Below are 22,766 nucleotides of genomic sequence, written 5' to 3' on the forward strand. Positions count from 1 at the left end.
CCCGGAAAGCAGAGCTTTCCGGGCGGTTTTTCGTGTCGCTCAGGAAATCGCGATCAGGCGCCGATAAGGCCCTTGATCGCACTTTCGAACAGCGCGCGGCCATCGCTGCCGCCGTGGATGTCCTCAATCGCGCGCTCGGGGTGGGGCATCATGCCAAGGACATTGCCCTTGGCGTTCAGCACGCCAGCGATCGCGCGGGCCGAACCGTTGATGTCCTCGGCGTAGCGGAAGGCCACCTGCCCCTCGCCCTCGAGACGGTCGAGGGTCGCCTCGTCGGCGAAGTAGTTGCCGTCATGGTGCGCGACGGGGATCGAGATTTCCTGGCCTGCGCTGTAGCCCGAGGTGAACAGCGAGTTCGCGTTCTCCACCTTGAGCGTGACGTCGCGGCACACAAAGCGGATCACCGAGTTGCGCAGCAGTGCGCCGGGCAATAGGCCGCTTTCGGTCAGCACCTGAAAGCCATTGCACACGCCCAGCACCGGAACGCCCTTGTCGGCTGCGGCAATGACCGCCTGCATGATCGGCGAGCGCGAGGCGATCGCGCCGCAACGCAGGTAGTCACCGTAAGAGAAGCCACCGGGAAGCGCGATGAAATCGAGCCCTTCCGGCAGATCGGAATCCCCGTGCCACACGCGGGTGCACGCTTCTCCCGAGACTTTCTCCAGAGCCACCGCCATGTCGCGGTCGCAGTTGGAGCCCGGGAACGTGATGACGGCCGAGCGGAACGCCATCAGGCGGCCACCTTCTCGATGCGGTAGTTCTCGATCACCATGTTGGCGAGGAGCTTCTTGCACATGTCGTCGAGCGCCTCGTCGGAGACGCCGTCCTCGACATCGAGCTCGAACAGGCGACCGGCCCGCACGTCGTTGACGCCCGAGAAGCCGAGCCCTTCGAGCGAGTGGTGGATCGCGCGGCCCTGCGGATCGAGGACACCGGGCTTGAGGCTGACGTGGACGCGGACTTTCATCACGGGGGCCTTTCGCTGAATGCGGCAGATTCGGTAAAATGCGCCTATGGCCTCGCTTGCCCCCCGGGGCAAGGGCACTTGCGCGCTTTTGATCGTTGAATGCGCGCGCCGTTGGTGCCATCCGGACCGGGCCCGTGCCGTGCGGGTCCCTTGTGGAGGCCCTCGATGCCCATTTCCTTTGCCGACCAGGTTGCCATCGTCACCGGCGCCGGAACCGGCCTTGGCCGTGCCTACGCGCTGGAACTGGCGCGGCGCGGCGCAAAGGTGCTCGTGAACGACCTCGGCTCCTCACCCGATGGTCGCGGCGGCTCGGACAGTGCGGCCCGCGTGGTCGAGGAGATCCGCGCGATGGGCGGCGAGGCGCTGGCCGATTCGGGGGATGTTTCCGACTTTGCCCAGATGGAGGCCATGGCCGCACGCGCGCAGGACGCCTGGGGCGCGATCCATATCCTCATCAACAACGCTGGAACCTTGCGCGACCGCACCTTCCACAAGATGGACATGGCCGACTTCGAGGCGGTGGTGCGGGTGAACCTCCTGGGCAGCGCCTATGCCACCAAGGCGGTCTGGGCCACCATGCGCGAGCAGGCCTATGGCCGGGTGCTGATGACAACCTCCTCGACCGGGCTCGGCGGCAATTTCGGCCAGGCCAACTACGGCGCGGCCAAGGCCGGTGTGCTGGGTCTTGCCCGCACCTTGCGCCTTGAGGGCGCCAAGTACGACATCCGCGTCAATTCGATTGCGCCCACGGCCGGAACCCGCCTTACCGCCGATATCTTCCCCGACGAGGCCTATGACGCCTTCAGCCCCGAGACCGTGGTTCCGGCGGCCCTTTTCCTCGTCTCGCGAGGTGCCCCGAGCGACGCGGTCATCGGCGCGAGCGGCGGCGTCTTCCAGGGCGCCTATGTGACCATGAACGAAGGCGTCCTGCTGGCGCCCGAGGACTGCACGCCCGAAGCCATCGCCGCGGCCTGGGACGAAATCGACACCCGCCGGGGCCTGCGCGTCCTCGAAAACGGCATGGAGCAATCGCACCGCGCGCTCTCACGCCTCAGCCGTAAAAGCTAGTCGACAACCTTGAGCAACTTGCGTTCCAGTGGACTGAGAACGCCGGACAGTTCATGCCCGCGCTTCAGAACCTGGCCCGATTCGCCAAAGAGCGTCCACATGCCCTGTTTGCTTCGCAGCGCCGGTCGCTTCTCGATCCGCGCCTGAGGGCGTTCGGCCGCGCGGCGAAACGCGGAGAAGTGGGCAGCGTCCTTCTCGAAGTTCATCGCGTAGTCGCGCCAGAACCCGGCCGCGACCATCCGGCCATAAAGGTTCAGGATCTTCTGCAGTTCAAAGCGGTCGAACGCGATCTGAAGCGGCTTGCGCCCGGGAAACGCGACGATGCTGGCATCTGGAGTGTTCGAATTTCCAACAGGTCCCGACACGCGCGCGTTCAGACTCCCTTGCAGACAGGTTCGTCGGGCGTCCTGGCCGCGCGGTCGAGCGCTTCGTGCGCCGCGCCCAGGGCCTGGGTCATCGTCGCCACTTCCTTGCGCAGCGCCTCGATCTGCTCTTCCAGTTCATCCACACGCTGGTTGGGCGCCGGCTCGCACGGTTCGCGGCAGGGCGTGCCATAGGGCATGAACTTCTTGGAGTAGGTTTCGGCCGTCACCAGCGTGGAGCGGGCCTTCACGCCAATCATGGTCGCGCCTTCAGGCACGCTCTCGGTCACCACCGCGCTTGCACCGATGCGCGCACGCTTGCCGATGGTGACAGGCCCGATGATCTGCGCGCCCGAACCGACAATGACATTGTCTTCCAGGGTCGGGTGGCGCTTGCCTCCCACGCCGTTGGTCGGGTTCGAGCCCCCCAGAGTCACGCATTGATAGATCGTGACGTTGTCGCCGATCAACGCGGTCTCGCCGATTACGGTAAAGCCGTGGTCGATGAAGAAATTCTTGCCGATGGTCGCACCCGGATGGATGTCGATCGCGGTCATGAAGCGTGAAAAGTGGTTCACTGCGCGCGCGAGGAAGAAAAGCCGCGCGTTGAAAAGCCGGTGCGAGATCTTGTGGAAGAACAACGCCCAGACGCCCGGATAGAGCAGGACTTCCCAACGCGACCGCGGCGCAGGATCGCGCGCGACTACGGAATCGAGGTAACGGACGAGTTTTCGCAACATGGCCCGAATCTCCCATCAATCGGTGTGCGATGCAAGTTCCGGCCACGAAAGCCCCTGCACGCGGGTCTCAGGATCAGGTCTGGGCGCTCTTGCCGAACTCGGCCAGTGCCTCGCGCCAGATCGCCAGAGTGGGCGGTTGCTTGCGCTCGAGACTGAGCCGGTCGATGGCCGCGACCAGACGTTCGGCCCCCAGATGGCTACGAACGGCCCTGGGTACAAGATAGGCACTTGCCGATGGGTCGAGAACGAGGTGGCGCATCTGCGCGTGGACGTCGATCAGCTCGGCGAGCATCTCGTCGTCCGGCTCCTCGATCTCCAGCTGAAGCGCCGCGCCAAGGCGCGAGGCGAGGTCCGGAAGGCCTACGTGCCACAGCCCGTCGTTCTTCTTGGCCCGGGACTTCGCAGGCGCCTTGGGCTTGGCCGCGGCCTTGCCCTTCCCCTTTTTCTGGGGTGCACGCTTGCGGTTGGTGATGAGAAGCAGCGCCTGGCCGGTTTCCTGCGCGCGGTTCCAGGCGTGGAACAGCACGTCCTCGTCCACCGTCTCGGCGTTGTCGATCACCACGCCGCCCCCGCCATCGGCGAACCAGTTGCCCAGCAGTGACTTGCCCGAACGCGGCGGGCCATAGAGAATCGCGGTGTGGAAGGGCCAGCGGCCCGGATCGGTCAGCGCGTCGATGGCGGCCGCGTTGGCTTCGCCCACCACGATACGCGGCGGGCTGTCGCTCGAGGCGGACAGCGGAAGGGCAATCTGCTTGGGCATATGTTGGACCTACCGCGAAATCCGGATGGTCGCGCCCGAACCGGACACCTGCCAACCCTGCGCTCGCAAGGCGCTGGCAAGGCGTTCCGAACCGCCCCGCATCGAAACCCGCATGACCGAGGTCCCCCCGATCGCGAGGCTGACCGTGGCCGCGCCCTCGACGCCGGGCACTCCGCGCACGGCGGCAAGCCCTGCATCGACCGCGGCGGCATCGGGCGTCACGAACTGGACGTTGACCGTCTCGACCGGAGCCCCTGCGGGTTCTTCGGTCACGATGGTCGGGGCTTGCGGCACGGCGGGCTCGGCAACGGGCATTTCGGGTACACCGCCGCCGGGCAGAAGCTTCTCGCGCAACTGTGCGAAAGCACGTTCCAGCGGCGCGTTGCCGCCTGTCAGGGTCGAATCGGGCTTGAGCTCGCCGCGGGCCAGCGCCTCGCGGTAGAGACCGTCCATACGCTCGACCGCCTGGTCCATCATGTCGGGCAGAGCCTGCTCGGACGGCGCTTCGAGAGTAAAGCTGCCAAGATACGTGTTGTCCGGGCCATAGCGCGCGGTGAAGGTGCCCTTGACCGGGCCACCCGGCCATTGCCGCTCCAGGCGCGCCATGGGCATGAGGACGTCCGAGGCGTCGAACTGGCCCAGGATCGTGCGCCACCACAGGCGGCTGCGCCGACCGGGCTGCCCGGCAGTCAGGATGAGCGATTCGCCGCCCGCTCCCGAAGGGCGGACATAGTCGACCGGAGTCGCGGCGGCCTGGAACTCGGCCCAGGCGCGCTGCCAGGGCCCGCGCACCTCGAAGACCTGCTGCACGCCGCCCGAATAGAGCACAGGAATCACCAGCAAGGGCGCCGAACGGGCGACGCTGCCCGCGCCGCCGACGTACTGGCTGGATTTCGCCTTGTCGAAGATCACCCCCAGCGTCGCAATGTAGCGGTGCGGGCCGACTTGTTCCTTCTCGATCACGACCGAGGAGACCATCGCGTCAATCGATTCGCTGGGCATATCGGGGCCGCCCAGCTTCTTCCAGGCGAGCTTCTGCGCTTCCTTCCAGCCCTTCAGGCGCGCTTCCGCGCCGGTCTTGCCGGTGACGTCCACGGTGATTCCATCGACCTGAATGTCCGCGGAATTGGCGAGAGGCGGGATACCGCGATCGCCTTCGACCTGCGCGACGAGGCTGGAAACGCCCAGTCCGCCAAGGCCCAGCACGGCCGTGCCAGCCAGCACATAACCTAGCGTTTTGCGCGAGATAGAGCCCGCGCCCGTGCGGTCGGGCCGCGGTGAGAAGGAGGAAATCGATCGTGTCATTTTCAAAACCGTGGGCCTTTTGCCCAAACGGGAATGGAAATCCAAGTCACAAAGCATTATGCGGCCGCAATGTCCGACGATAACTCTCAGAAGAGCTACTCCTACGAGCAGGCCGGTGTGTCGATCGCCGCCGGCAATGCGCTCGTCAAAGCCATCGCACCGATGGCGCGTGCCACCGCCCGTCCGGGCGCCGATGCCGACCTGGGCGGCTTCGGAGGCTTCTTCGACCCCAAGGCAGCCGGGTACAAGGACCCGCTGCTGGTCGCCGCGAACGACGGCGTGGGCACGAAGGTCAAGCTGGCCATCGACCATGACCGCCACGACCACATCGGCATCGACCTGGTCGCGATGTGCGTGAACGACCTTATCGTCCAGGGCGCCGAGCCCCTCTTCTTCCTTGACTACTTCGCCACCGGAAAACTCGAGAACGGCGTTGCCGAGCGCGTCGTCGCGGGCATTGCCGAGGGCTGCAAGATTTCGGGCTGCGCGCTCATCGGCGGCGAAACCGCCGAGATGCCGGGCATGTACGCGGCCGGTGACTACGACCTTGCCGGTTTCTGCGTCGGCGCCGTCGAGCGCGGCGAACAGCTGACCGGCGACAAGGTCCAGGAGGGCGACGTCCTCCTTGGCCTCGCGTCCTCGGGTGTCCATTCGAACGGCTACTCGCTGGTGCGTCGCCTGGCCGAGGACAAGGGCTGGAAGCTCGACCGTCCGGCTCTCTTCGACCAGGAAACGCTCCTGATCGACGCGCTGATCGCGCCCACGCGCATCTACGTAAAGAGCCTGCTGCCCTTCATCCGTTCGGGCCGCATTCACGCGCTCGCCCACATCACCGGCGGTGGTCTCCTTGAAAACGTCCCGCGCGTCCTGCCCAAGGGTCTTCATGCCCGCATCGATGCCGACGCCTGGGCGCAGCCGCGCCTGATGGCCTTCCTCCAGGCGCAGGGCAATATCGAGCCCGCCGAGATGGCCCGCACCTTCAACTGCGGCATCGGCATGGTCCTGGCCGTCAGCGCCGACGAGGCCGCCTCGCTCAAGAGCGACCTCGAAGCCGCGGGCGAAACCGTCCACGTGATCGGCGCCATCGAGGCCGGCGAAAAGGGCTGCACCGTGCAAGGGTCGGCCGAAGCCTGGTCCGCGCGCGAGCCCTGGCAGGCCGTACACCTTGGCTGACATCCCCGGCGCTTCCGGCGCGCAGGCAGGCATCGAGAAGGCAAAGGTCGCTGTCCTCATCTCGGGCAGCGGCACCAACATGGCCGCGCTTCTCTATGCCAGCCGCGCGGCGGACTGCCCTTACGAGATCGTACTGGTCGCCTCGAACGACCCGGAGGCCAAGGGGCTTGCTCTGGCCGCTGCCGAGGGCGTGGCGACCTTTGCCCATTCGCACAAGGGCATGAAGCGCGCCGAGCACGATGCCGTCATGGACAAGGCCATCCGCGCCAGCGGGGCCGAATGGGTCGCGCTCGCGGGCTACATGCGCATTCTGACGGCCGAATTCGTGTCAGGCTGGGCGAACCGGATGGTCAACATCCACCCCTCGCTCCTGCCCAAGTACACCGGCCTTCACACCCATGAACGCGCGATCGAGGCGGGCGACAGCCATGGCGGCGTCACCGTCCACCTCGTCACCGCCGAACTCGACGACGGGCCGATCCTGGGCCAGACGCCGGTGGCCATCGTGCCCGGCGACACGCCCGACACACTGGGTGCCCGCGTCCTCATCGCCGAGCACCAGCTCTATTCACGCTGCCTGGCGAGGCTCGTCAGCCGCGAGCGTGATCCTGCATGGCTGCTTGAACGGGTCCGCGAACTGGCCTCTGCCCTGCCCGAGGCGGAGGAACGCGAATCGCACGGCAGTCCGGGATGGCGCGTGGGCGGCAAGTACTTCGCCCACTTCAACGACCAGCACCACGGCACGCCGCACATCGCCCTCCTCGCGCGCACCAGCGGCGTGGACGAGATCGAAACGCTGACAGAGCGCAACCCTGAAGCCTATTTCAAGCCCGCGTACTATGGCGCTTCGGGCTGGGTTGGGGTCATCCTCAACCGTCCGGGCGTCGATTGGGACAGCGTGCGCGAATGGCTCGAACGCAGCTGGCGAAGCGCCGCCCCCAAGCGGCTGACGCGCCTGCAGGACGCCGCCGACGACTTCTAAACACGGGCTTTTGCAGGGCGCGACATTGCAGGGCCCTGCGCCCACTTACGGCAGGATCGCGTGACCCTGGTCGTCTCTGGCTGCCAGTTGCCGCTCTTGTGCGGCCGCCTTCTGACGCACCTCTTCGTCGCCCTTGGCGCCAGCCTGCGCCAGGTGCGAAAAGGCGAACGAGGCCAGGAACGACAGCAAACCTACACTCATGAACGTCTTTACGTGCATCGATGCCCCATCCGACCTGCACGTGCAGGCCACCTTCTTGTCCCGCTTCCTTGATCTCAGCCCCGGTTCGCGACGCGAAGTGAAAACTTGTTCACCTGCCCGCACGGCCCACGCACACGAAAAAGGGGCCGCCCTTGCAGGCAGCCCCCTTTGCATCCGTCCGGAGACGGGTCGGGACGCTAGCCGCTGGCCTGCGTCCCTGCCGGATCAGCCGACGATTTCTTCGGGCTTGAAGAAGTAGGCGATCTCGATCGCCGCGTTCTCGTCCGAGTCCGAACCGTGGGCCGAGTTGGCCTCGATCGATTCGGCGAAGGTCTTGCGGATGGTGCCTTCGGCGGCGTCGGCCGGGTTGGTGGCGCCCATCACGTCGCGGTTGGCCTTGACGGCGTCTTCGCCTTCGAGAACCTGCACGACCACGGGACCCGAGATCATGAACGAGACGAGGTCGTTGAAGAACGGACGCTCGGAGTGGACCGCGTAGAAGCCCTCAGCCTGTTCCTTGGTCATCTGGATGCGCTTCGACGCGACGACACGCAGGCCGGCATCTTCGAGCATCTTGGTGATCGCGCCGGTGAGGTTGCGGCGGGTAGCGTCGGGCTTGATGATCGAGAACGTGCGGGTAACCGCCATGAGATCTGTCCTTGAAAAGTGAACGGGGGAACTGTTGCGCGCGCCACTAGCCCGCTTCGCAGCGCTTCGCAAGAACAGGTTCACGCACGCTCCCTATTCACCAGCGGTCTACTTGAACAGCACAGGTCCCATCGCAGGGCTCAGTCGGCGTCCAGACCACCGTCCTCGCGCCTCCCGGAACCGGCGGCCCGCGCCTGCCCGGAGAGGAGATTGGAGGGAAAATCGGGGGAGAGGCTGCGCTCCAGCTTGCGGCACAGCACCGCGTGTTCGAGCAGCGCGCTGGATACGCCGCGCAGCCAACCTTCGTGCAGCGCCATCTCGCCGGTGAGCAGACGGCCCACGCTGCGCTCCGAGCAGCCCAGGATCTGCGCGACGGCGCGCACGCCGCCAAGCGCCTCGACCGCGCGGGTAAAGAGGGTAAGCTGTTCCTGGGAAGTCATGAAATTCAGGCCCTTGTCGCCGTGCTGGGATGTCCGCCGCGCTGGGACGTTCACCGCGCGGGGAGTTGGACCCGGAGGCCAGCCAAGCGCGCCAGAGCCTGTGGGCACCGGCTGCGCCAATGTCAATCGGCGGGTGTCCCGCTATCCTGATCGGCGTCGTCCTCGCCCGCCGTGCCAAGCTTTGCCCCGCCTGCACCGAGCATCAGCCCGAGAACAAGGCCCAGCGCGATATTGTCGATGATCACGCCGACGAGGAGACCGCCCACGAACCCCAGCGAGAAACGTGTCGAAGCCGTCCTGATCATGCCTATTGGTCCCCTGTCCATCCAGTCTGTGCACTAGATCGGGACCGTCCGCCCGCGTCAATACCAGGGCCCAAGCTACCCTATTCGGACGCCTTCTTCGCCCAGCGCCCGTCTTCCTGCGCCCAGTATTCCTTGGTCACGCCGTCACGGCCGCGCAGGTCCTTCCAGACCTGCCGAGCCTCCTGAAGGGTGTCGTTGTCGAACAGATAGAAGACACGCTCGAAGGGAGCCTCCCCTTCGCCTTCCCGCCAGTGCCCATCGGCCAGGAACAGGAAGCTGGCGCCGTTGGCCGGGGAAACCTCGCCCGACAGGAGGATGGGCTGGTGCTCGGCGTGCGGATCGCTGGCCTCTCCGTTGGCGAGGAAGCTCTGCGGGGAGAGCGTCCAGAGCCCGCGCGAGATTTCCGCGCGCTGGCGCTCTTCGCCCGAGACGACGAGGACGCGCGCGCCCGCCTCCAGCGACTTCTTCGCCAGAAGCGGGACCACGGCGTGGGCGGGGTCACGGCTGAGCTGGTAGAACATCACGCGCATCGGCCGTGCCCTTCGCCCTGCCTCAGCCTTCCGCGGTGTCGCGGATGAGGCGGTCGAGCAGGCGCACGCCGTAGCCGGTCGCGCCCTTCCCCCAAGTCGCGCCGGGCTTGTCGGCCCAGGCCATCCCTGCGATGTCGAGGTGCGCCCAGGGGCGGCCCTTGTCGATGAAGCGCTGCAGGTACTGCGCGGCGGTGATCGAACCGCCAAAGCGCGTGCCGACGTTCTTCATGTCGGCAATCGCGCTGTCGAGTTGCTTGTCGTAGGCCGCGCCCATCGGCATGCGCCATACCTTGTCGCCCGATGCGGCGCCCGCTGCGTCGAGATCGGCGGCGAGATCGTCGTCGTTTGAGAACAGCCCTGCGTATTCGTGCGCCAGCGAGACCAGGATCGCGCCGGTCAGCGTGGCGACGTCGAGGATACGGACCGGATCGTAGGTCTGCTGTGCGTAGGTCAGGACATCGCACATGACCAGGCGACCTTCAGCGTCAGTGTTGATGACTTCCACGGTCTGACCCGACATCGTGGTGACCACGTCACCGGGACGCTGCGCGTTGCCGTCGGGCATGTTCTCGACCAGGCCGCACAGACCGACCACGTTGGCCTTGGCCTTGCGCTTGGCGAGCGCGAGCATGGTGCCCGCAACCGCACCGGCGCCGCCCATGTCCCACTTCATGTCTTCCATGCCGCCGGGCTGCTTGAGGCTGATGCCGCCCGTGTCGAAGGTCACACCCTTGCCCACGAAGGCCACCGGCTTGTCGCCCTCGGCGCCGCCATTCCACTCCATGACGAGGAGGCGTGCGGGACGCACCGAGCCCTGCGCGACGCCGAGCAGCGCGCCCATGCCCAGTTCGGCCATTTCGGCATCGTCCAGGACGCGGATGACGAGGCCACTGCCCTCCATGCGCGCCTGGCAACGCTCGACAAAGCTTTCGGGGTAGATCGTGTTAGCCGGTTCTGTCACCAGTTCGCGGGTAAAGGCAACGCCCTCGGCCACGCTCTTTTCCACGGCCCAGAGCGCTTCGGTGCCCTCAGGCGCGCCGACGAGGTCGAGCGAGGTGAGGCTGACCTTCTGCTCGTCCTTGAGAGTGGTGCGGTACTTGGTCCAGGTCCACGAACGCAGCTCGGCCCCCGTCAGGGCGGCCACGGCATCCTCAGCCGAGAAACCGGCGCCGGTCAGATCAAAGGCGATGGCTTCCTCGCCCGAAGTCAGGAACCTCGCCGTCACGGCCGCCGCGGCACGCTCGATCGCAGCGCTGCGGTCGGCAGCATCGGGACCACCGATCCCGGCCAGAACCGCGCGCACGGTTGCCCCGCCCCGCTCCACGAACCCGTCGAAGACCTGGCCCGTCTTGCCTGCGAAGCGCGAAAGCTTCGCACCTTCGGCCAGCACCGGCTCGAGATCGGCGGGCACTGCGTCCTGGTTTACGAAGCGGACGACGAGACGCGCGCTGGAGGGGGACGCCGCGTCAAGAAACTGGATCTTCATGAATTCTCCTGAACTCTCACCTTTTTGCAGGTGTACCGCACCGCCCGGGCGCCGGATGAGCGGCAGGGCTGTGCGCTTCACCGCAAGCATGGATTGCAGTTAGGCACAGGCGGTGCGATAGGCAAGCCATGCTCCCAGCCGCATCGTCTCCCCTGCAAGCCATTTTTTCCCGCTTGCGACCTGTTTCGCTGAACGCTCTCACGCTTGCCCTCGCCACGGGGGGAGCCGCTGCGCTTCTGCCTGCAAGCGCCGCAGCGCAGGACTTGACCCGCACACCGGGAACGGCCCCGATCACCGAGGCGCCTCCCGAACCCGCGCCCGCGACCGAAGAGGCCGTCCCGGTCGCCTTCGAAGCCGATGTTGTGGAATACGACGAGAACGGCGAGAGCGTGACCGCCAGCGGCAATGTCGTGCTGCGCCGCGACGGGCAATCGGTGCGTGCCGATTCGGTCACCTGGAACCGTACCAGTGGCAAGATCCTGGCGACCGGCAATGTGCGCCTCGTCGACGAACGCGGCAACCAGGTCTTCAGCGACGAGGTCGAGCTCACCGACGAATTGAAGACCGGCATGCTGGCAAACCTGCTGCTGGTCCTGCGCGAAGGTGGACGTCTCGCCGCCAAGGACGGCCAGCGCCTGGGCAACGGCGATGTCATCCTCAACCACGCGGCCTACACCGGGTGCTCGGTCGTGGGCCGCGGCGATTGCCCCAAGGAGCCAACCTGGAAGGTCGTTGCCAAGAGCGTGACCTATTCCGAGGCCGAGCAGCGCGTGCGCTTCAGCGATGCGCGCCTGGAACTGTTCGGCACGGTGCAGTTGCCGCTGCTGGGCCTTACCATCAGCACCGACGGCGATGCGGTCTCGGGCTTTCTCATACCGGACCTGCGCTCCTCGCCCTCGAACGGCATCGAAGTCGGCATTCCCTATTACTGGAAGATCGACAAGAACCGCGACATCACGGGGACGCTGCACCTCTTCACCGAATCCGCCCCGATGGGCTCGGTCGAATACCGCGCGCTGACCGACAAGGGCGCCTACCAGATCACCGGCTACGCGACCTCGAGCGAGCGCATCCCGATCTATGGTTCCACCGGGAGCCCGACCGGCAGCAGCGCCTTTCGCGGCTACGTCGAGGCCAACGGCAAGTTCCAGCTGAGCGAACACTGGAGCGTGACCGGGTTCCTGCGCCGCGCGACCGACCGCACGTTCCTGCGCCGCTACGACATCAGCCGCGATGACCGCTTGCGCTCGCTCGTCGAGCTCGAACGGATCGACGCGAAGAGCTACCTCTCGATTGCGGGCTATGCCACGCAGACCATGCAGTCGACCCGCGACCAGGGCCAGATCCCGATTGCGCTGCCAGCCATCGACTACCGCCGCCGCTTCAAGGACCCGGTGGCAGGAGGGCGCATCGAGACCCAGCTCAACGCTCTCGCGCTCACCCGCACCGATGGCCAGGACACCCAGCGCGCCTTTGCCAGCGCGCAGTGGTCGCGCCGCGAAGTCACCGGAATGGGGCAGGTCGTTACCGCCACCGGCCTCGTGCGCGGCGACCTCTATCACTCCGACGAGAACTACAACACCAACACCCTCCTCTACCGTGGCCAGCCGGGTTGGCAGACCCGCGGCGTGGCCCTCGCCGCGCTTGATGTGGAATGGCCGATGGTGGGCGAAGTCTTCGGCGGCCACCAGGTCCTGACCCCGCGCGTCCAGTTCGTCGCTGCGCCCGACACGCGCAATCTTTCGATCCCCAACGAGGATGCGCGCGCGATCGAACTGGAAACGAGCAACCTCTTCGCGCTCAACCGCTTCCCCGGCTACGACCGGATCGAGGACGGCACGCGCATGACTTATGGTCTGGACTGGCGCTTCGAGCGTTCGCGCTGGCGTATCACCTCGCAGATCGGCCAGAGCATCCGCATGTCGGGCGATGACAACATCGCCCCTGACGGCACCGGCTTCACCGGCACCTTCTCGGATATCGTGGGCCGCACCGAGCTGCGCTATCGCAACTTCGTGCGCCTCATCCACCGCTTCCGCCTCGACAAGTCCAGCCTGGCGGTGCGCCGCAACGAGATCGACGCGGTGATCGGCAATTCCAAGACCTATCTCGAAGTCGGCTACACCGACCTCAACCGCAATATCTACACCGTCGACCTGCCTGACGATTCCGAACTGGGCCGCGTGGAGGACCTTCGTGACCGGCAGGAGCTTCGCGCCGCAGGCCGCGTTGCCTTTGCCCGCCACTGGTCGCTGTTCGGCTCGGCGGTCATCAACCTGACCGATGCCAGCGAGGACCCGGTTTCGGGCTCGGACGGCTTCCAGCCGCTGCGCACCCGCTTCGGCGCCTCTTATGAGGACGACTGCCTGCGCGTCGGCTTCACCTGGCGGCGCGATTATGTCTCGAATGGCGACGCGCGGCGTGGCAACTCGTTCCTGATCAGCTTCAGCCTCAAGAACATTGGCCTGCACTAAGGGTGCCCTGCATAGACGGGGCCCGCATCGAACGGCCCTGCACGGACCACCTGCCACGCCCGGCGTTGGCAGCAGTCCACAAAGCCGCTATCGGGTGAGCGCATTTTCCGATAAGCCCCGCCGCGACAGCTTGCGTTAAGCCGTTTTGCGGCAGGTAGACGCATCCATGTCCGCACTCAGCAGGCGGGCGACACATTTTTCCGCCTCGGGCGGAGCCACCCTACGGGGTTGGCCGAATACGGGATTGAAATCACGGTGGTAGCAGTCAATCGCAACAGGTTCCTGAAGCGCACTCTGGCCGGCGTTGCCTCGCTCGCCGTCCTTGCGGGCGTGCTGGGCACGGGCGCTGCGAGCGCGCAGTCCGCCCCCCAGGGCGCGATCGTCATCCCCGACGACGTCAAGATCTTCGGCAACGACAACCCCAACGTGCGCAAGGCGACCGCGGTGGTGAACGGTGACGTCATCACCGGCACTGACGTCGACCAGCGCCTGGCGCTGATCCTCGCGGCCAACCAGAACGAACTGAGCGAGGAAGACCAGAAGCGCCTGCGCCTCCAGGTCCTGCGCAACCTCATCGACGAAACGCTCCAGATCCAGGAAGCCGAGGCCAACGAGGTCGAGGTTGCCCAGGCCGAGATCGACCAGTCCTACGCCCGCGTCGCGGCGCAGAACTTCGACCAGGACACCTCGGCGATGGACGCCTACCTCAAGCGCATCGGCTCCTCGGCCGAATCGCTCAAGCGCCAGATCCGTGGTGAAATGTCCTGGCAGCGCCTGCTCCAGCGCAACATCGCCCCCTTCATCAACGTCTCCGAAGACGAGGTGAACGAGACGATCCAGCGCCTCGAGGCGTCCAAGGGCACCGAGGAATACCGGATCGGCGAAATCTACCTTGCAGCTCCGGCCGAAGCGCGCGAGCAGGTCTACAACAACGCCTCGCAGATCGTGCAGCAGATCCGCGAGGGCGGCAGCTTCGTCGCCTATGCGCGCCAGTACTCGCAGGCCTCGACCGCCGCGGTCGGCGGTGACCTTGGCTGGATTCGCCTCGCGCAGCTTCCCACCGAGCTTGCCACGGTCGCGCGTGAGATGCAGCCCGGCCAGCTCGTCGGCCCGGTCGAGGTCCCCGGCGGCTTCGACATCCTCTACCTCATCGACAAGCGCCAGGTCCTGACCGCTGATCCGCGCGATGCGATCCTCTCGCTCAAGCAGATCTCGATCACCTTCCCCCAGGGCACCACCGAGGCCCAGGCCGGCCAGCGCGCCGAGGATTTCGCCAAGACGATCCAAAGCGCCAAGGGCTGCGGCAACGTCGAGGAAGTCGCCGCCACCATCGGTGCGCAGGTCGTGACCAACGACCAGGTCAAGGCGCGCGACCTGCCCGCCCAGATCCAGTCGGCGATCCTCCAGCTCTCGCCGGGTGAAAGCCTGCCCCCGTTCGGCTCGCTCGAAGATGGCGTGCGCATGCTCATGCTGTGCGGCCGCGACGATCCGCAGACCAGCAGCGGCCCCAACTTCGACCAGCTCATGGCGCAGATGGAAGACGAACGCATCAACAAGCGCGCGCAGATGTACCTGCGCGACCTTCGCCGCGATGCCGTCATCGAGTACAACTGACGCAAGGCCGAAACGCTGAGCCGATGGACAGCCCTATTCCCGCTCCGCCCATAGCTCCGACTGGGACCAAGCCCACTGCCGCGCCTGTCGCGGTCTCGCTCGGCGATCCGGCGGGGATCGCCCCCGAACTGATCGCCGAGGCCTGGCTGCAGCGCCGCGAGGCGGGTCTCTCGCCCTTCTTCGCGGTCGGCGGCGCGCTGACGCTGGGTATGGCCGCCGCCTCGCGCGGACATACCCTGCCCGTACGCCAGATCGAGCGTCCGGCCGAAGCACTCGAGATTTTCGAGGAGGCATTGCCTGTCCTGGGCGAAGCCGACTGCGCACCGCAGTTCGGCGAGCCCGACGAGGCCGGCGCGCGCCTTGCCCTTCATTCGCTGACCGAAGCGACCGACCTTGCCCGCACTGGCGCGGCAGGCGCGGTCGTCACCGGCCCGATCGCCAAGGCGCGGCTTGCGACCGTCGGGTTCACCCATCCCGGGCAGACCGAGTTCCTGGCCGAGGCCTGCGCCCTTGGCCCCGACGATGCCGTCATGATGCTGGCCGGGCCCAACTTGCGCACCGTGCCGCTGACCGTGCACGAGCCGCTTGCCCGTGTTCCCGGACTGATCACGCCGGAACTCATCACCCACAAGGCCCGCATCGTTGCTCGCGCGCTGGTGCGTGACTTTGGCCTTGCGGCTCCGCGTATCGCCATTACCGGGCTAAACCCGCACGCAGGCGAGGACGGGCGCATGGGCGAAGAGGAAATCAGGATCATCGCGCCCGCCATTGCCCAGCTCCAGGCCGAGGGGCTGGCCGTCACCGGCCCGCACCCGGCCGACGCGCTGTTCGCCGCGCACGAGCGGGCAGGCTACGACGTGGCCTTGTGCATGTACCACGACCAGGCGCTGATCCCGATCAAGACGCTCGACTTCGATGCGGGCGTCAACGTGACGCTCGGCCTTCCCATCATCCGCACCTCGCCCGACCACGGCACCGCCTTCGGCATCGCGGGGCGCAACATCGCGAGCCCCGGCGCCATGATCGCGGCGCTGCGCATGGCCGGCGAATGCGCCGCCCGCCGCACGGCGGGCCTTCTTCCATGAGCAATCCCCGGCCATGAGCACGCTTCCCCCCTTGCGCGAGGTCATCGCCCGCCACGGCCTCTCCGCCTCGAAGGCGCTGGGCCAGAACTTCCTTTTCGACGAGCAGCTGCTCGACCGTATTGCCGCCATTCCCGGATCGCTCGCGGGTGAGAAGGTGCTCGAGGTCGGCCCCGGTCCCGGCGGCCTCACCCGCGCGCTCCTGCGCGCCGGCGCCGAGGTGACCGCGATCGAGATGGACCCGCGCTGCCTGCCCGCGCTGGCCGAAGTGGAAGCGGCCTTTCCCGGCAAGCTCAAGGTGATCCAGGGCGATGCGATGAAGATCGCACCGGCCACACTGTTCGACGGCCCCTATCACATCGTCGCAAACCTGCCCTACAACGTCGGCACCGCGCTGTTCACGGGCTGGCTTTCGGGCGAGGAATGGCCGCCGCAGTGGCGCTCGCTCACGCTCATGTTCCAGGAAGAGGTCGCCCGGCGCATCGTCGCCGAGACGAACACCTCGGCCTACGGACGCCTCGCCGTACTTGCGCAGTGGCGCGCGAAGGCGAAGCTGGCGCTCAAGGTCCACCGCAGCGCCTTCACACCGCCGCCCAAGGTCATGTCCGCCATCGTGCACGTGGTGCCCGGCGAAGCCCCTGAAGGCGTCTCGATGCGCCTGCTCGAGCGCGTGACGGAGGCCGCCTTCGGGCAGCGCCGCAAGATGCTGCGCCAGAGCCTCAAGGGCGTGCCCGGCGCGCTCGCCGCACTCGAGGAGATCGGCATCGATCCCCAGCGCCGCGCAGAAACGCTCTCGGTCGCCGAGTTCGTGGCGATTGCCCGTACACTGGGTCAGTCGAAGGGTGCGTAAGAGACCGTCTGCAAACCCGTGACGGGCGGCGCGCTCAGGCGCGAGATCGCGAGCAGCGTGCACAGCAGTGCCAGAATGAGAAGCGCCAGATTGAGAACGCGCCCCGATGGTGGGACGTCGTGTATGATCGTGCGCAGGAAACCGCGCGGGCCACGATAACTATCGCCAGGATGGGCCATCGGCGGCGGTCCGGCACGCAGCAAGCGCCCCGCCTGCAGGGCCGCGACATCGACCGGCTCGCGAAACGCGATACCGCAGCGATCCGCCCCACGCCAGCGCACCTGCCCATCGAGATGCCGCCCGGCCACCCGCAGGGAAACCGCCGTCCCGCGCGGAGGCGGTGTATCGAGCAGAGCAAGGACGCCTCCCGACGCGCCATTCACCAGGGTGACGGGACAGTCGCGATCACCGACCTCGAGAACGGCCTCCAGAGCCAGCTCGATCCGCTCTTCGCGACGCTGTTTGTGGAACGGCATGGCAAGACCTTTTTGCGTGACGCGCCCGCTGCGTCTGCCCGCCAATCTACAACAAAAAGCTATTCTGCAGATTAAAAAACGTAAACCTACGTAAGACCTGAACTATCGGATCAGGCCAACCGGCACGAATTTCTGCACCCTGCGCCCGCTTCCAACCTCGGTCGTATAGACATTGCCGCGGCTGTCGACGGCCACCGAATGAAGCCAGAAGAACTGGCCCGGATAACGCCCGACGCGTCCGAAATTGCCGATCACCTCACCGCTCTCACGCCCCAGGATCCAGACCTTCGCATTGGCCATATCGGCGACGTACATATAGGTCCCGTCGGGAGAAAAGGCGACGTCCGAAGCCGAGCGCAGCCCTCCGGTCCCCGGCGCGATGACGATGTCGCGGACAAATTCCAGCCCACCCGAGGCCTCCCCCTCGCCCTGCGTTTCCCGGAAGACCTGGATGCGATTGTTGCGTCGATCGCAGACGTAGATGAGCCCCTCCGGCCCCCGCTCCACGCAGTGCACGATGTCACCGAAGGCGCGCGAGGCTGGATCAGCTCCGCCATCGCCGGTGCTGGCGGCCTGGCTCTGGTCGAATGGCTGCGCGCGCGTTCCGCCTCCGGGCTGGGCACCATACGCCCCCCAGAACCGCAGGAGCGACAGGTCCTTCTCCTTCAGCTGCACGATCCGCTTGTTGATATAGCCATCGGACACCAGCACGCTGTCCCCGTCGGCAAAGACATCGGACGGATTGCCGAGATAGCGCGAACTCGCGTTCCCTTCGCTTTTCCCGCGCTGGCCGAACTGGCGCAGAAAGCGGCCATCGGCGGTAAACTGGAGGACGACGTGATCGTCCTTCCCATTACCGCCTATCCAGACCGTGCCATCGCGCGCGGCAAAGAGGCCATGGACATTGGCTGGCCACTGCGAAGTGCCCCCGATCTCGGGAGCATGACTTTCCCCGCCCCAGGCGTGGCGTATCGTGCCATCTGGCGCGAAGTTGATGACGTGGGGCGCGGGGCGACAGCAGCTGAGCGTCGTGGGCGGATCGGCGGCCAGACCCGCCTCGTGCATGTCGAGCGAATTGGGCCGCTGGACGATCCACACGCTGTCGTCGGGCCCGACCGAGAGCCCCGGGATCTGCCCCAGTATGGTGTCAGACGGAAGCCGCGGCCAGCTCGCATCCGCCTTGAAGCGCGGCATCGGGACGGAAGGAGCCAGGTGCTCGCTCTCGACCGCGACCAGCGCGACTTCAGGATCGCCCTGCCCTGAAACCGAAGCGCCTGTGCATAGCGCCACGCTGCCCAGCAGCGCGCCAAGCGACAGGCGAAGAGAGCGTCGTAATGCCATGAAAGATCCTCCCGGCGACAGCCCTTGGCGGGCCTTGTACGCGGGAGGATACCTTCCAGGCGGCGGCGCGCCTAGCCCTGCCCTGCGAGCAGGACCAGGCGCCCGCCAAGATCAGGCCGCGAGGACCAGCGACTTCTTCCTGAGGCGCCAGGCGTGCAGCAGGGGCTCGGTGTACCCACTCGGCTGCTCGACACCCTTGAAGACGAGGTCGCAGGCCGCCTGGAAGGCCAGGCTACGCTCCCAGTTGCCGTCCATCGGCTCGTAGAGCGGATCGCCTGCGTTCTGCGCATCGACCTTGGCCGCCATGCGCTGCAGCGAATCCAGGACCTGCTCGCGGGTGCAGACCCCGTGCAGCAACCAGTTGGCCATGTGCTGGCTGGAAATGCGCAAGGTCGCGCGGTCTTCCATCAGGCCCACGTCGTTGATGTCGGGAACCTTGGAGCAGCCAACGCCCTGGTCGATCCAGCGCACGACATAGCCGAGCAGCCCTTGCGCGTTGTTATCCAGCTCCTCGCGAACCTCCTCAGGCGACCAGTTGGCCCCGTTGGCGAGCGGGATCTGAAGCAACTGGTCGAGCCCCGGGATCGCCTCTTGCGCAATCTCTTCGCGCAGGCCGAAGACATCGACCTGGTGGTAGTGCATGGCATGGAGCGTCGCCGCGGTCGGCGAGGGAACCCAGGCGGTGTTCGCCCCGGTGCGCGGGTGGCCGATCTTCTGCGCGAGCATGTCGTGCATCCTGTCGGGCGCCGCCCACATGCCCTTGCCGATCTGCGCGATACCGGACAGGCCATGCTTGAGACCGATCGCGACGTTGCGCGTCTCATAGGCGCCGATCCAGGTCGAGCCCTTGATGTCGGCCTTGCGGATCATGGGCCCGGCGCGCATCGAGGTGTGGATCTCATCGCCCGTGCGGTCGAGGAAGCCGGTGTTGATGAAGACGACACGCTCCTTCACCGCCGCGATGCAGGCGGCCAGGTTCGCCGAGGTGCGGCGTTCCTCGTCCATGACGCCAACCTTGATGGTGTGACGATCAAGACCGAGAAGATCCTCGACCGCGTTGAACAGATCATCGGTGAAGGCGCATTCCTCGGGCCCGTGCATCTTGGGCTTCACGATATAGATCGAGCCTTGGCGGCTGTTGCCGTGCCGCGTCAGCCCCTTCACGTCCTGCGTCGAAATGGCGCTGGTGACGACGGCATCGAGAATGCCCTCGGGAATCTCGCTTCCATCGGGGAGCAGGACCGCCGGGTTGGTCATCAGGTGGCCGACATTGCGGACGAACAGCAGCGAACGGCCGGGAAGTGCGGTGCGTTCACCTTCGTGCGTCACCATTGGCGTGTCGGGCGAGAGCGTGCGGGTCTGGGTCTTTCCGCCCTTCTCGAAGGTGTCGGACAGATCGCCGCGGATAACGCCCAGCCAGTTCGCATAGGCCGCGATCTTGTCCTCGGCATCGACCGCCGCAACCGAATCCTCCAGATCGACGATGGTCGTGAGAGCGGCTTCGAGCACGATGTCGGACAAACCCATGCGATCCCCCTGTCCGACCGGGCTTTGGGGATCGAAGACAAGCTCGATGGTGAGGCCGTTGTTGGTGAAGACCAGCCCCTTATCCGTCTCGCCCAGGTACTGGCCATCGTCGGCAAGAACGCGCTCGGCAACATCGCTCAGGTCCGCCCAGGACCCGCTTGCGAGCGGGAGCGCGCGGTCCAGGAAATCACGTCCAGCCGCGATGACAGCGTCCCCGCGCTGCGGATCGTAGCCCGGGCCCTGCGCGGGCGGCGCGTCGAGCGCATCGGTCCCATAGAAGGCATCGTAGAGGCTGCCCCGGCGCGCATTGGCCGCGTTCAGGAGGAAGCGCGCGTTGAGAACGGGCACGACCAGCTGCGGCCCGGCCATCGTCGCGATCTCGGGATCGACGTTCTTCGTGGCGATGGTGAAGTCCCCCGGCTCGGGGACGAGGTAGCCGATCTCACGCAGGAAAGCCTCGTAAGCCTGCGCGTCAAGGGGCTGGCCGGCACGCTCTTCATGCCAGGCATCGATCCGCGCTTGCAGATCCTCGCGCGTTTGAAGCAGCGCGCGGTTACGCGGCGCGTATTGGCCCACGAGTGCGGCAAAGCCACTCCAGAACGCATCCGCGTCCTGGCCGATCGGGGGCAGAACCTCGTTCTCGATGAACTGCGCGAGAGCCGCATCGACGCGAAGGCCGCAGCGTTCGATCCTCTTGGTCATAAATCCTCACACCATGATGCGCGCGAGCTCCAACCGAGTCGGGCGCACTTCAGACAGTACCATGTATGTCCTGGGGAGGATTGAGGCCCTATGCCGCAAAATCGCGCGATGCGCAAGTCTCGGCAAGGCGCAAGGCCCGCACGTTCCATCGGAAACGGTGTAGCCTCGTATTACACCGGGCGTCGGCATGCCTTACAAGTAAGAAGCTGTTAGTGATCGAGTCCCCCGGGATCGCGGCACTGGCACGCCCCTTGCTTGACAGGAGGAGCGCCAAGAGGATGGAAATGCTTCGAAAAGTCGCCCGCCTGTTCGTTATCAAGACCCATTGGGAAGCGTACATGATCATCTACGCTCTGGCGACGGGCGCCGTGCAGCGTGGACAGGCCTATCTCGTGCAGTTTCCCGGGACCGGGGGCCAGCTCCTCTTCCTCGCCTGCACGGGCGCGGTCTTCATGGCCGGCGCCAAGATCCTCGACTGCATCAAGTATGAAAAGGCCGCCCTTCTCGCCCGGCATAGGCACGGCATGCCCAATGTCGCGACCATCCGCCACAGCGCGCCGCAGGACGATGCCCTTACCGCCGGACGCGAAGCGGCCTGAGACGGCACGCCTGACCGGCGAGACCATGCCATTCGAAATGTCGGAAACGGTGGGGTGATTCTGTTGCCAGGCTCACCCCGGGCCCCTGGAATCCGCTTCTGTTGCCCGGTGGGTCCAACCGCGCTTTAGCTTTGTAACTTCAGGGCGTTAGCCCCTAGAATTACGCGGCGAGAGCGAGTGCTTCGTTGTCGTTGGCACTTATGAGTTTTGAGCCTTTAACGGGTTACTCAGCCCGGACGAAAACACCGCTTTTCAACACACGTCGATCCTAGTTCGGCCCCGTCAACACCCCTGCGACAACAGGGTTGTCCTGACCTTCGCAAGAAGCTGCAGGACGGGTGATGGTGGAGCCGCCGGGTACCGCCCCCGGGTCCGCTGTGCCTATTGCACGGTACACTTTATCGTCATAGTCGGCCGAAACCGACAGGTGCCCATATAGGGCGTTTTCCCGGAATGTGAAGGGCGTGTGTCACGCCATCGGAGGCGCTTTCCCCGACTTGCGCAGTTCCTCGAGAATCTCGCGCAGCGTGTCGAGCTGGGGATCGGTGGGAACAGCGGGCGCTTCGGCGGTAACCTCGGCTTCCTTCTTCTTGGCTTCCATCTCGTCGATCACCTTGTTGATCGTACGCACCAGCATGAAGAGGACCGCCGCGATGATGAGGAAGTTGATGATCTGCGTGATGAACACGCCATAGCCGATCATCGCGACGCCCGCGGCCTTGAGCGCGGTGTAGTCGGTGAGCGAGCCGGTATAATCCGCCGGGATCTCGCCCAGCAGGACAAAGTACTTGGAGAAGTCGAGATCCCCCATCATCGCGCCGATGACGGGCATGATCACGTTCTCGGTAAGCGAGGTCACGATCTTGCCGAACGCGGCGCCGATCATCACGCCGACCGCCAGGTCAAGCACGTTGCCGCGCGAAATGAACTTCTTGAATTCTTCGAAGACTGTCATGTCTTTGCCCCATGATGAACACGATCGCACGACTATGCACAGGCCGCCCCGGCACACAAAGGTTTGTTGACGCCCGCAAACACGCGAGCGTGCTTTTTGTTGCCCACAGCATGAGCCGCTGCGGTTGAACCGTCATCCCCGTACGCTATCTAGGCTATATCGTGGAGAGTTTTCGCCTT

General features: G+C 65.9%; 24 protein-coding genes and 1 other RNA gene. 8 read left to right on the forward strand and 17 right to left on the reverse strand.

Features of this window, described 5'->3' with window-relative positions; translation table 11 throughout:
• Positions 1 to 53 precede the first annotated feature (53 nt).
• Positions 54 to 731 (reverse strand): phosphoribosylformylglycinamidine synthase subunit PurQ, encoded by a 678-nt coding sequence (purQ, locus tag MTR65_RS00710; RefSeq protein ID WP_243796327.1) that lies wholly within the window; start codon positions 729 to 731, stop codon positions 54 to 56.
• The gene (gene purS / locus MTR65_RS00715) at positions 731 to 967 is read right to left on the reverse strand and encodes a phosphoribosylformylglycinamidine synthase subunit PurS (protein ID WP_148625940.1); all 237 of its coding nucleotides are present in this window, start codon (positions 965 to 967) and stop codon (positions 731 to 733) included. Before purS ends, purQ begins: the two co-directional genes overlap by 1 nt.
• Before the next feature lie 165 nt (positions 968 to 1,132).
• Here purS and MTR65_RS00720 point away from each other — a divergent pair, with 165 nt between their 5' ends.
• Positions 1,133 to 2,035 carry an SDR family NAD(P)-dependent oxidoreductase gene (locus MTR65_RS00720; RefSeq protein ID WP_243796329.1) on the forward strand — a complete coding sequence of 301 codons (903 nt, stop codon included), beginning with the start codon at positions 1,133 to 1,135 and terminating at the stop codon, positions 2,033 to 2,035.
• Here the strand turns inward: MTR65_RS00720 and MTR65_RS00725 are convergent.
• The 4 genes from MTR65_RS00725 to MTR65_RS00740 all read right to left on the reverse strand — a co-directional run bounded on the left by MTR65_RS00725 (position 2,032) and on the right by MTR65_RS00740 (position 5,202).
• The gene (locus MTR65_RS00725) at positions 2,032 to 2,400 is read right to left on the reverse strand and encodes a DUF2794 domain-containing protein (protein WP_243796332.1); all 369 of its coding nucleotides are present in this window, start codon (positions 2,398 to 2,400) and stop codon (positions 2,032 to 2,034) included. The two genes, MTR65_RS00720 and MTR65_RS00725, sit on opposite strands and share 4 nt — an antisense overlap.
• An 8-nt stretch (positions 2,401 to 2,408) precedes the next feature.
• Positions 2,409 to 3,137, reverse strand: a complete 729-nt coding sequence (gene epsC, locus MTR65_RS00730) for a serine O-acetyltransferase EpsC (protein WP_243796335.1) — start codon at positions 3,135 to 3,137, stop codon at positions 2,409 to 2,411.
• A gap of 73 nt (positions 3,138 to 3,210) precedes the next feature.
• Positions 3,211 to 3,897, reverse strand: a complete 687-nt coding sequence (locus MTR65_RS00735; RefSeq protein WP_226636348.1) for a P-loop NTPase family protein — start codon at positions 3,895 to 3,897, stop codon at positions 3,211 to 3,213.
• Between the two features lie 9 nt (positions 3,898 to 3,906).
• The gene (locus tag MTR65_RS00740; RefSeq protein WP_243796338.1) at positions 3,907 to 5,202 is read right to left on the reverse strand and encodes a heavy-metal-associated domain-containing protein; all 1,296 of its coding nucleotides are present in this window, start codon (positions 5,200 to 5,202) and stop codon (positions 3,907 to 3,909) included.
• 69 nt (positions 5,203 to 5,271) lie between these two features.
• On the opposite strand from MTR65_RS00740, the gene purM reads away from it, so the two are divergent.
• Positions 5,272 to 6,375: a phosphoribosylformylglycinamidine cyclo-ligase gene (purM, locus tag MTR65_RS00745; protein ID WP_243796340.1), complete on the forward strand. Its 1,104-nt coding sequence runs from the start codon at positions 5,272 to 5,274 to the stop codon at positions 6,373 to 6,375.
• Positions 6,368 to 7,357, forward strand: coding sequence for a phosphoribosylglycinamide formyltransferase (gene purN / locus MTR65_RS00750; RefSeq protein WP_268739180.1), 990 nt, complete (start codon positions 6,368 to 6,370; stop codon positions 7,355 to 7,357). The genes purM and purN overlap by 8 nt, the downstream gene beginning before the upstream one ends.
• Positions 7,358 to 7,402: 45 nt before the next feature.
• On the opposite strand, the gene MTR65_RS00755 is transcribed toward purN, so the two are convergent.
• From MTR65_RS00755 to MTR65_RS00780, 6 genes are all read right to left on the reverse strand, one after another.
• Entirely contained in the window at positions 7,403 to 7,576 is a 174-nt protein-coding gene (locus tag MTR65_RS00755) for a hypothetical protein (protein WP_243796342.1), read from the reverse strand.
• Positions 7,577 to 7,783: 207 nt separating this feature from the next.
• Positions 7,784 to 8,206, reverse strand: a complete 423-nt coding sequence (gene ndk / locus MTR65_RS00760) for a nucleoside-diphosphate kinase (RefSeq protein WP_243796344.1) — start codon at positions 8,204 to 8,206, stop codon at positions 7,784 to 7,786.
• 140 nt (positions 8,207 to 8,346) lie between these two features.
• Complete coding sequence (locus MTR65_RS00765) at positions 8,347 to 8,646, reverse strand: hypothetical protein (RefSeq protein WP_213501218.1); 300 nt, start codon at positions 8,644 to 8,646, stop codon at positions 8,347 to 8,349.
• Positions 8,647 to 8,768: 122 nt separating this feature from the next.
• Positions 8,769 to 8,951 carry a hypothetical protein gene (locus tag MTR65_RS00770; RefSeq protein WP_243796346.1) on the reverse strand — a complete coding sequence of 61 codons (183 nt, stop codon included), beginning with the start codon at positions 8,949 to 8,951 and terminating at the stop codon, positions 8,769 to 8,771.
• Between the two features lie 80 nt (positions 8,952 to 9,031).
• Positions 9,032 to 9,481 (reverse strand): DNA polymerase III subunit chi, encoded by a 450-nt coding sequence (locus tag MTR65_RS00775; protein WP_243796348.1) that lies wholly within the window; start codon positions 9,479 to 9,481, stop codon positions 9,032 to 9,034.
• Between the two features lie 22 nt (positions 9,482 to 9,503).
• Complete coding sequence (locus tag MTR65_RS00780; protein WP_243796349.1) at positions 9,504 to 10,967, reverse strand: leucyl aminopeptidase; 1,464 nt, start codon at positions 10,965 to 10,967, stop codon at positions 9,504 to 9,506.
• A 128-nt stretch (positions 10,968 to 11,095) separates the two neighbouring features.
• Between MTR65_RS00780 and MTR65_RS00785 the strand changes: the two genes are divergently transcribed.
• From MTR65_RS00785 to rsmA, 4 genes are all read left to right on the forward strand, one after another.
• Positions 11,096 to 13,441 carry an LPS-assembly protein LptD gene (locus tag MTR65_RS00785; RefSeq protein WP_243796350.1) on the forward strand — a complete coding sequence of 782 codons (2,346 nt, stop codon included), beginning with the start codon at positions 11,096 to 11,098 and terminating at the stop codon, positions 13,439 to 13,441.
• 255 nt (positions 13,442 to 13,696) lie between these two features.
• On the forward strand, positions 13,697 to 15,055 hold the full coding sequence (locus tag MTR65_RS00790; protein WP_243796351.1) for a peptidylprolyl isomerase: 1,359 nt from the start codon (positions 13,697 to 13,699) through the stop codon (positions 15,053 to 15,055).
• A gap of 23 nt (positions 15,056 to 15,078) precedes the next feature.
• The gene (pdxA, locus tag MTR65_RS00795; protein WP_243796352.1) at positions 15,079 to 16,140 is read left to right on the forward strand and encodes a 4-hydroxythreonine-4-phosphate dehydrogenase PdxA; all 1,062 of its coding nucleotides are present in this window, start codon (positions 15,079 to 15,081) and stop codon (positions 16,138 to 16,140) included.
• Between the two features lie 13 nt (positions 16,141 to 16,153).
• Positions 16,154 to 16,987, forward strand: coding sequence for a 16S rRNA (adenine(1518)-N(6)/adenine(1519)-N(6))-dimethyltransferase RsmA (rsmA, locus tag MTR65_RS00800; protein WP_243796354.1), 834 nt, complete (start codon positions 16,154 to 16,156; stop codon positions 16,985 to 16,987).
• Here the strand turns inward: rsmA and MTR65_RS00805 are convergent.
• The 3 genes from MTR65_RS00805 to MTR65_RS00815 form a co-directional block, all read right to left on the reverse strand.
• Complete coding sequence (locus MTR65_RS00805; RefSeq protein WP_243796355.1) at positions 16,969 to 17,463, reverse strand: PilZ domain-containing protein; 495 nt, start codon at positions 17,461 to 17,463, stop codon at positions 16,969 to 16,971. The two genes, rsmA and MTR65_RS00805, sit on opposite strands and share 19 nt — an antisense overlap.
• Positions 17,464 to 17,565: 102 nt before the next feature.
• The gene (locus tag MTR65_RS00810) at positions 17,566 to 18,804 is read right to left on the reverse strand and encodes an NHL repeat-containing protein (protein ID WP_243796356.1); all 1,239 of its coding nucleotides are present in this window, start codon (positions 18,802 to 18,804) and stop codon (positions 17,566 to 17,568) included.
• A 111-nt stretch (positions 18,805 to 18,915) separates the two neighbouring features.
• A complete protein-coding gene (locus MTR65_RS00815) occupies positions 18,916 to 21,033 on the reverse strand; it encodes a malate synthase G (protein ID WP_243796357.1) in 2,118 nt (705 codons plus the stop codon).
• Positions 21,034 to 21,317: 284 nt separating this feature from the next.
• Between MTR65_RS00815 and MTR65_RS00820 the strand changes: the two genes are divergently transcribed.
• Positions 21,318 to 21,632 carry a hypothetical protein gene (locus MTR65_RS00820; protein WP_243796358.1) on the forward strand — a complete coding sequence of 105 codons (315 nt, stop codon included), beginning with the start codon at positions 21,318 to 21,320 and terminating at the stop codon, positions 21,630 to 21,632.
• An 87-nt stretch (positions 21,633 to 21,719) separates the two neighbouring features.
• On the opposite strand, the gene ssrA is transcribed toward MTR65_RS00820, so the two are convergent.
• Positions 21,720 to 22,096, reverse strand: a transfer-messenger RNA (tmRNA) gene (gene ssrA, locus MTR65_RS00825).
• Positions 22,097 to 22,101: 5 nt separating this feature from the next.
• On the reverse strand, positions 22,102 to 22,587 hold the full coding sequence (gene mscL, locus MTR65_RS00830; protein WP_226636381.1) for a large conductance mechanosensitive channel protein MscL: 486 nt from the start codon (positions 22,585 to 22,587) through the stop codon (positions 22,102 to 22,104).
• Positions 22,588 to 22,766 lie beyond the last annotated feature (179 nt).

The sequence above is a fragment of the Novosphingobium mangrovi genome (assembly GCF_022818885.1).
In the GTDB taxonomy this organism is placed as follows: domain Bacteria; phylum Pseudomonadota; class Alphaproteobacteria; order Sphingomonadales; family Sphingomonadaceae; genus Novosphingobium; species Novosphingobium mangrovi.

Coding starts and splice junctions, on each gene's coding strand:
- mscL (WP_226636381.1), bottom strand. CDS start 22,587: ATGACAGTCTTCGAAGAATTCAAGAAGTTCATTTCGCGCGGCAACGTG.
- pdxA (WP_243796352.1), top strand. CDS start 15,079: ATGGACAGCCCTATTCCCGCTCCGCCCATAGCTCCGACTGGGACCAAG.
- ndk (WP_243796344.1), bottom strand. CDS start 8,206: ATGGCGGTTACCCGCACGTTCTCGATCATCAAGCCCGACGCTACCCGC.
- MTR65_RS00780 (WP_243796349.1), bottom strand. CDS start 10,967: ATGAAGATCCAGTTTCTTGACGCGGCGTCCCCCTCCAGCGCGCGTCTC.
- MTR65_RS00805 (WP_243796355.1), bottom strand. CDS start 17,463: ATGCCGTTCCACAAACAGCGTCGCGAAGAGCGGATCGAGCTGGCTCTG.
- MTR65_RS00775 (WP_243796348.1), bottom strand. CDS start 9,481: ATGCGCGTGATGTTCTACCAGCTCAGCCGTGACCCCGCCCACGCCGTG.
- epsC (WP_243796335.1), bottom strand. CDS start 3,137: ATGTTGCGAAAACTCGTCCGTTACCTCGATTCCGTAGTCGCGCGCGAT.
- MTR65_RS00735 (WP_226636348.1), bottom strand. CDS start 3,897: ATGCCCAAGCAGATTGCCCTTCCGCTGTCCGCCTCGAGCGACAGCCCG.
- MTR65_RS00810 (WP_243796356.1), bottom strand. CDS start 18,804: ATGGCATTACGACGCTCTCTTCGCCTGTCGCTTGGCGCGCTGCTGGGC.
- MTR65_RS00820 (WP_243796358.1), top strand. CDS start 21,318: ATGCTTCGAAAAGTCGCCCGCCTGTTCGTTATCAAGACCCATTGGGAA.
- MTR65_RS00770 (WP_243796346.1), bottom strand. CDS start 8,951: ATGATCAGGACGGCTTCGACACGTTTCTCGCTGGGGTTCGTGGGCGGT.
- purS (WP_148625940.1), bottom strand. CDS start 967: ATGAAAGTCCGCGTCCACGTCAGCCTCAAGCCCGGTGTCCTCGATCCG.
- MTR65_RS00755 (WP_243796342.1), bottom strand. CDS start 7,576: ATGCACGTAAAGACGTTCATGAGTGTAGGTTTGCTGTCGTTCCTGGCC.
- rsmA (WP_243796354.1), top strand. CDS start 16,154: ATGAGCACGCTTCCCCCCTTGCGCGAGGTCATCGCCCGCCACGGCCTC.
- purM (WP_243796340.1), top strand. CDS start 5,272: ATGTCCGACGATAACTCTCAGAAGAGCTACTCCTACGAGCAGGCCGGT.
- MTR65_RS00785 (WP_243796350.1), top strand. CDS start 11,096: ATGCTCCCAGCCGCATCGTCTCCCCTGCAAGCCATTTTTTCCCGCTTG.
- MTR65_RS00740 (WP_243796338.1), bottom strand. CDS start 5,202: ATGACACGATCGATTTCCTCCTTCTCACCGCGGCCCGACCGCACGGGC.
- purQ (WP_243796327.1), bottom strand. CDS start 731: ATGGCGTTCCGCTCGGCCGTCATCACGTTCCCGGGCTCCAACTGCGAC.
- MTR65_RS00815 (WP_243796357.1), bottom strand. CDS start 21,033: ATGACCAAGAGGATCGAACGCTGCGGCCTTCGCGTCGATGCGGCTCTC.
- MTR65_RS00720 (WP_243796329.1), top strand. CDS start 1,133: ATGCCCATTTCCTTTGCCGACCAGGTTGCCATCGTCACCGGCGCCGGA.
- MTR65_RS00765 (WP_213501218.1), bottom strand. CDS start 8,646: ATGACTTCCCAGGAACAGCTTACCCTCTTTACCCGCGCGGTCGAGGCG.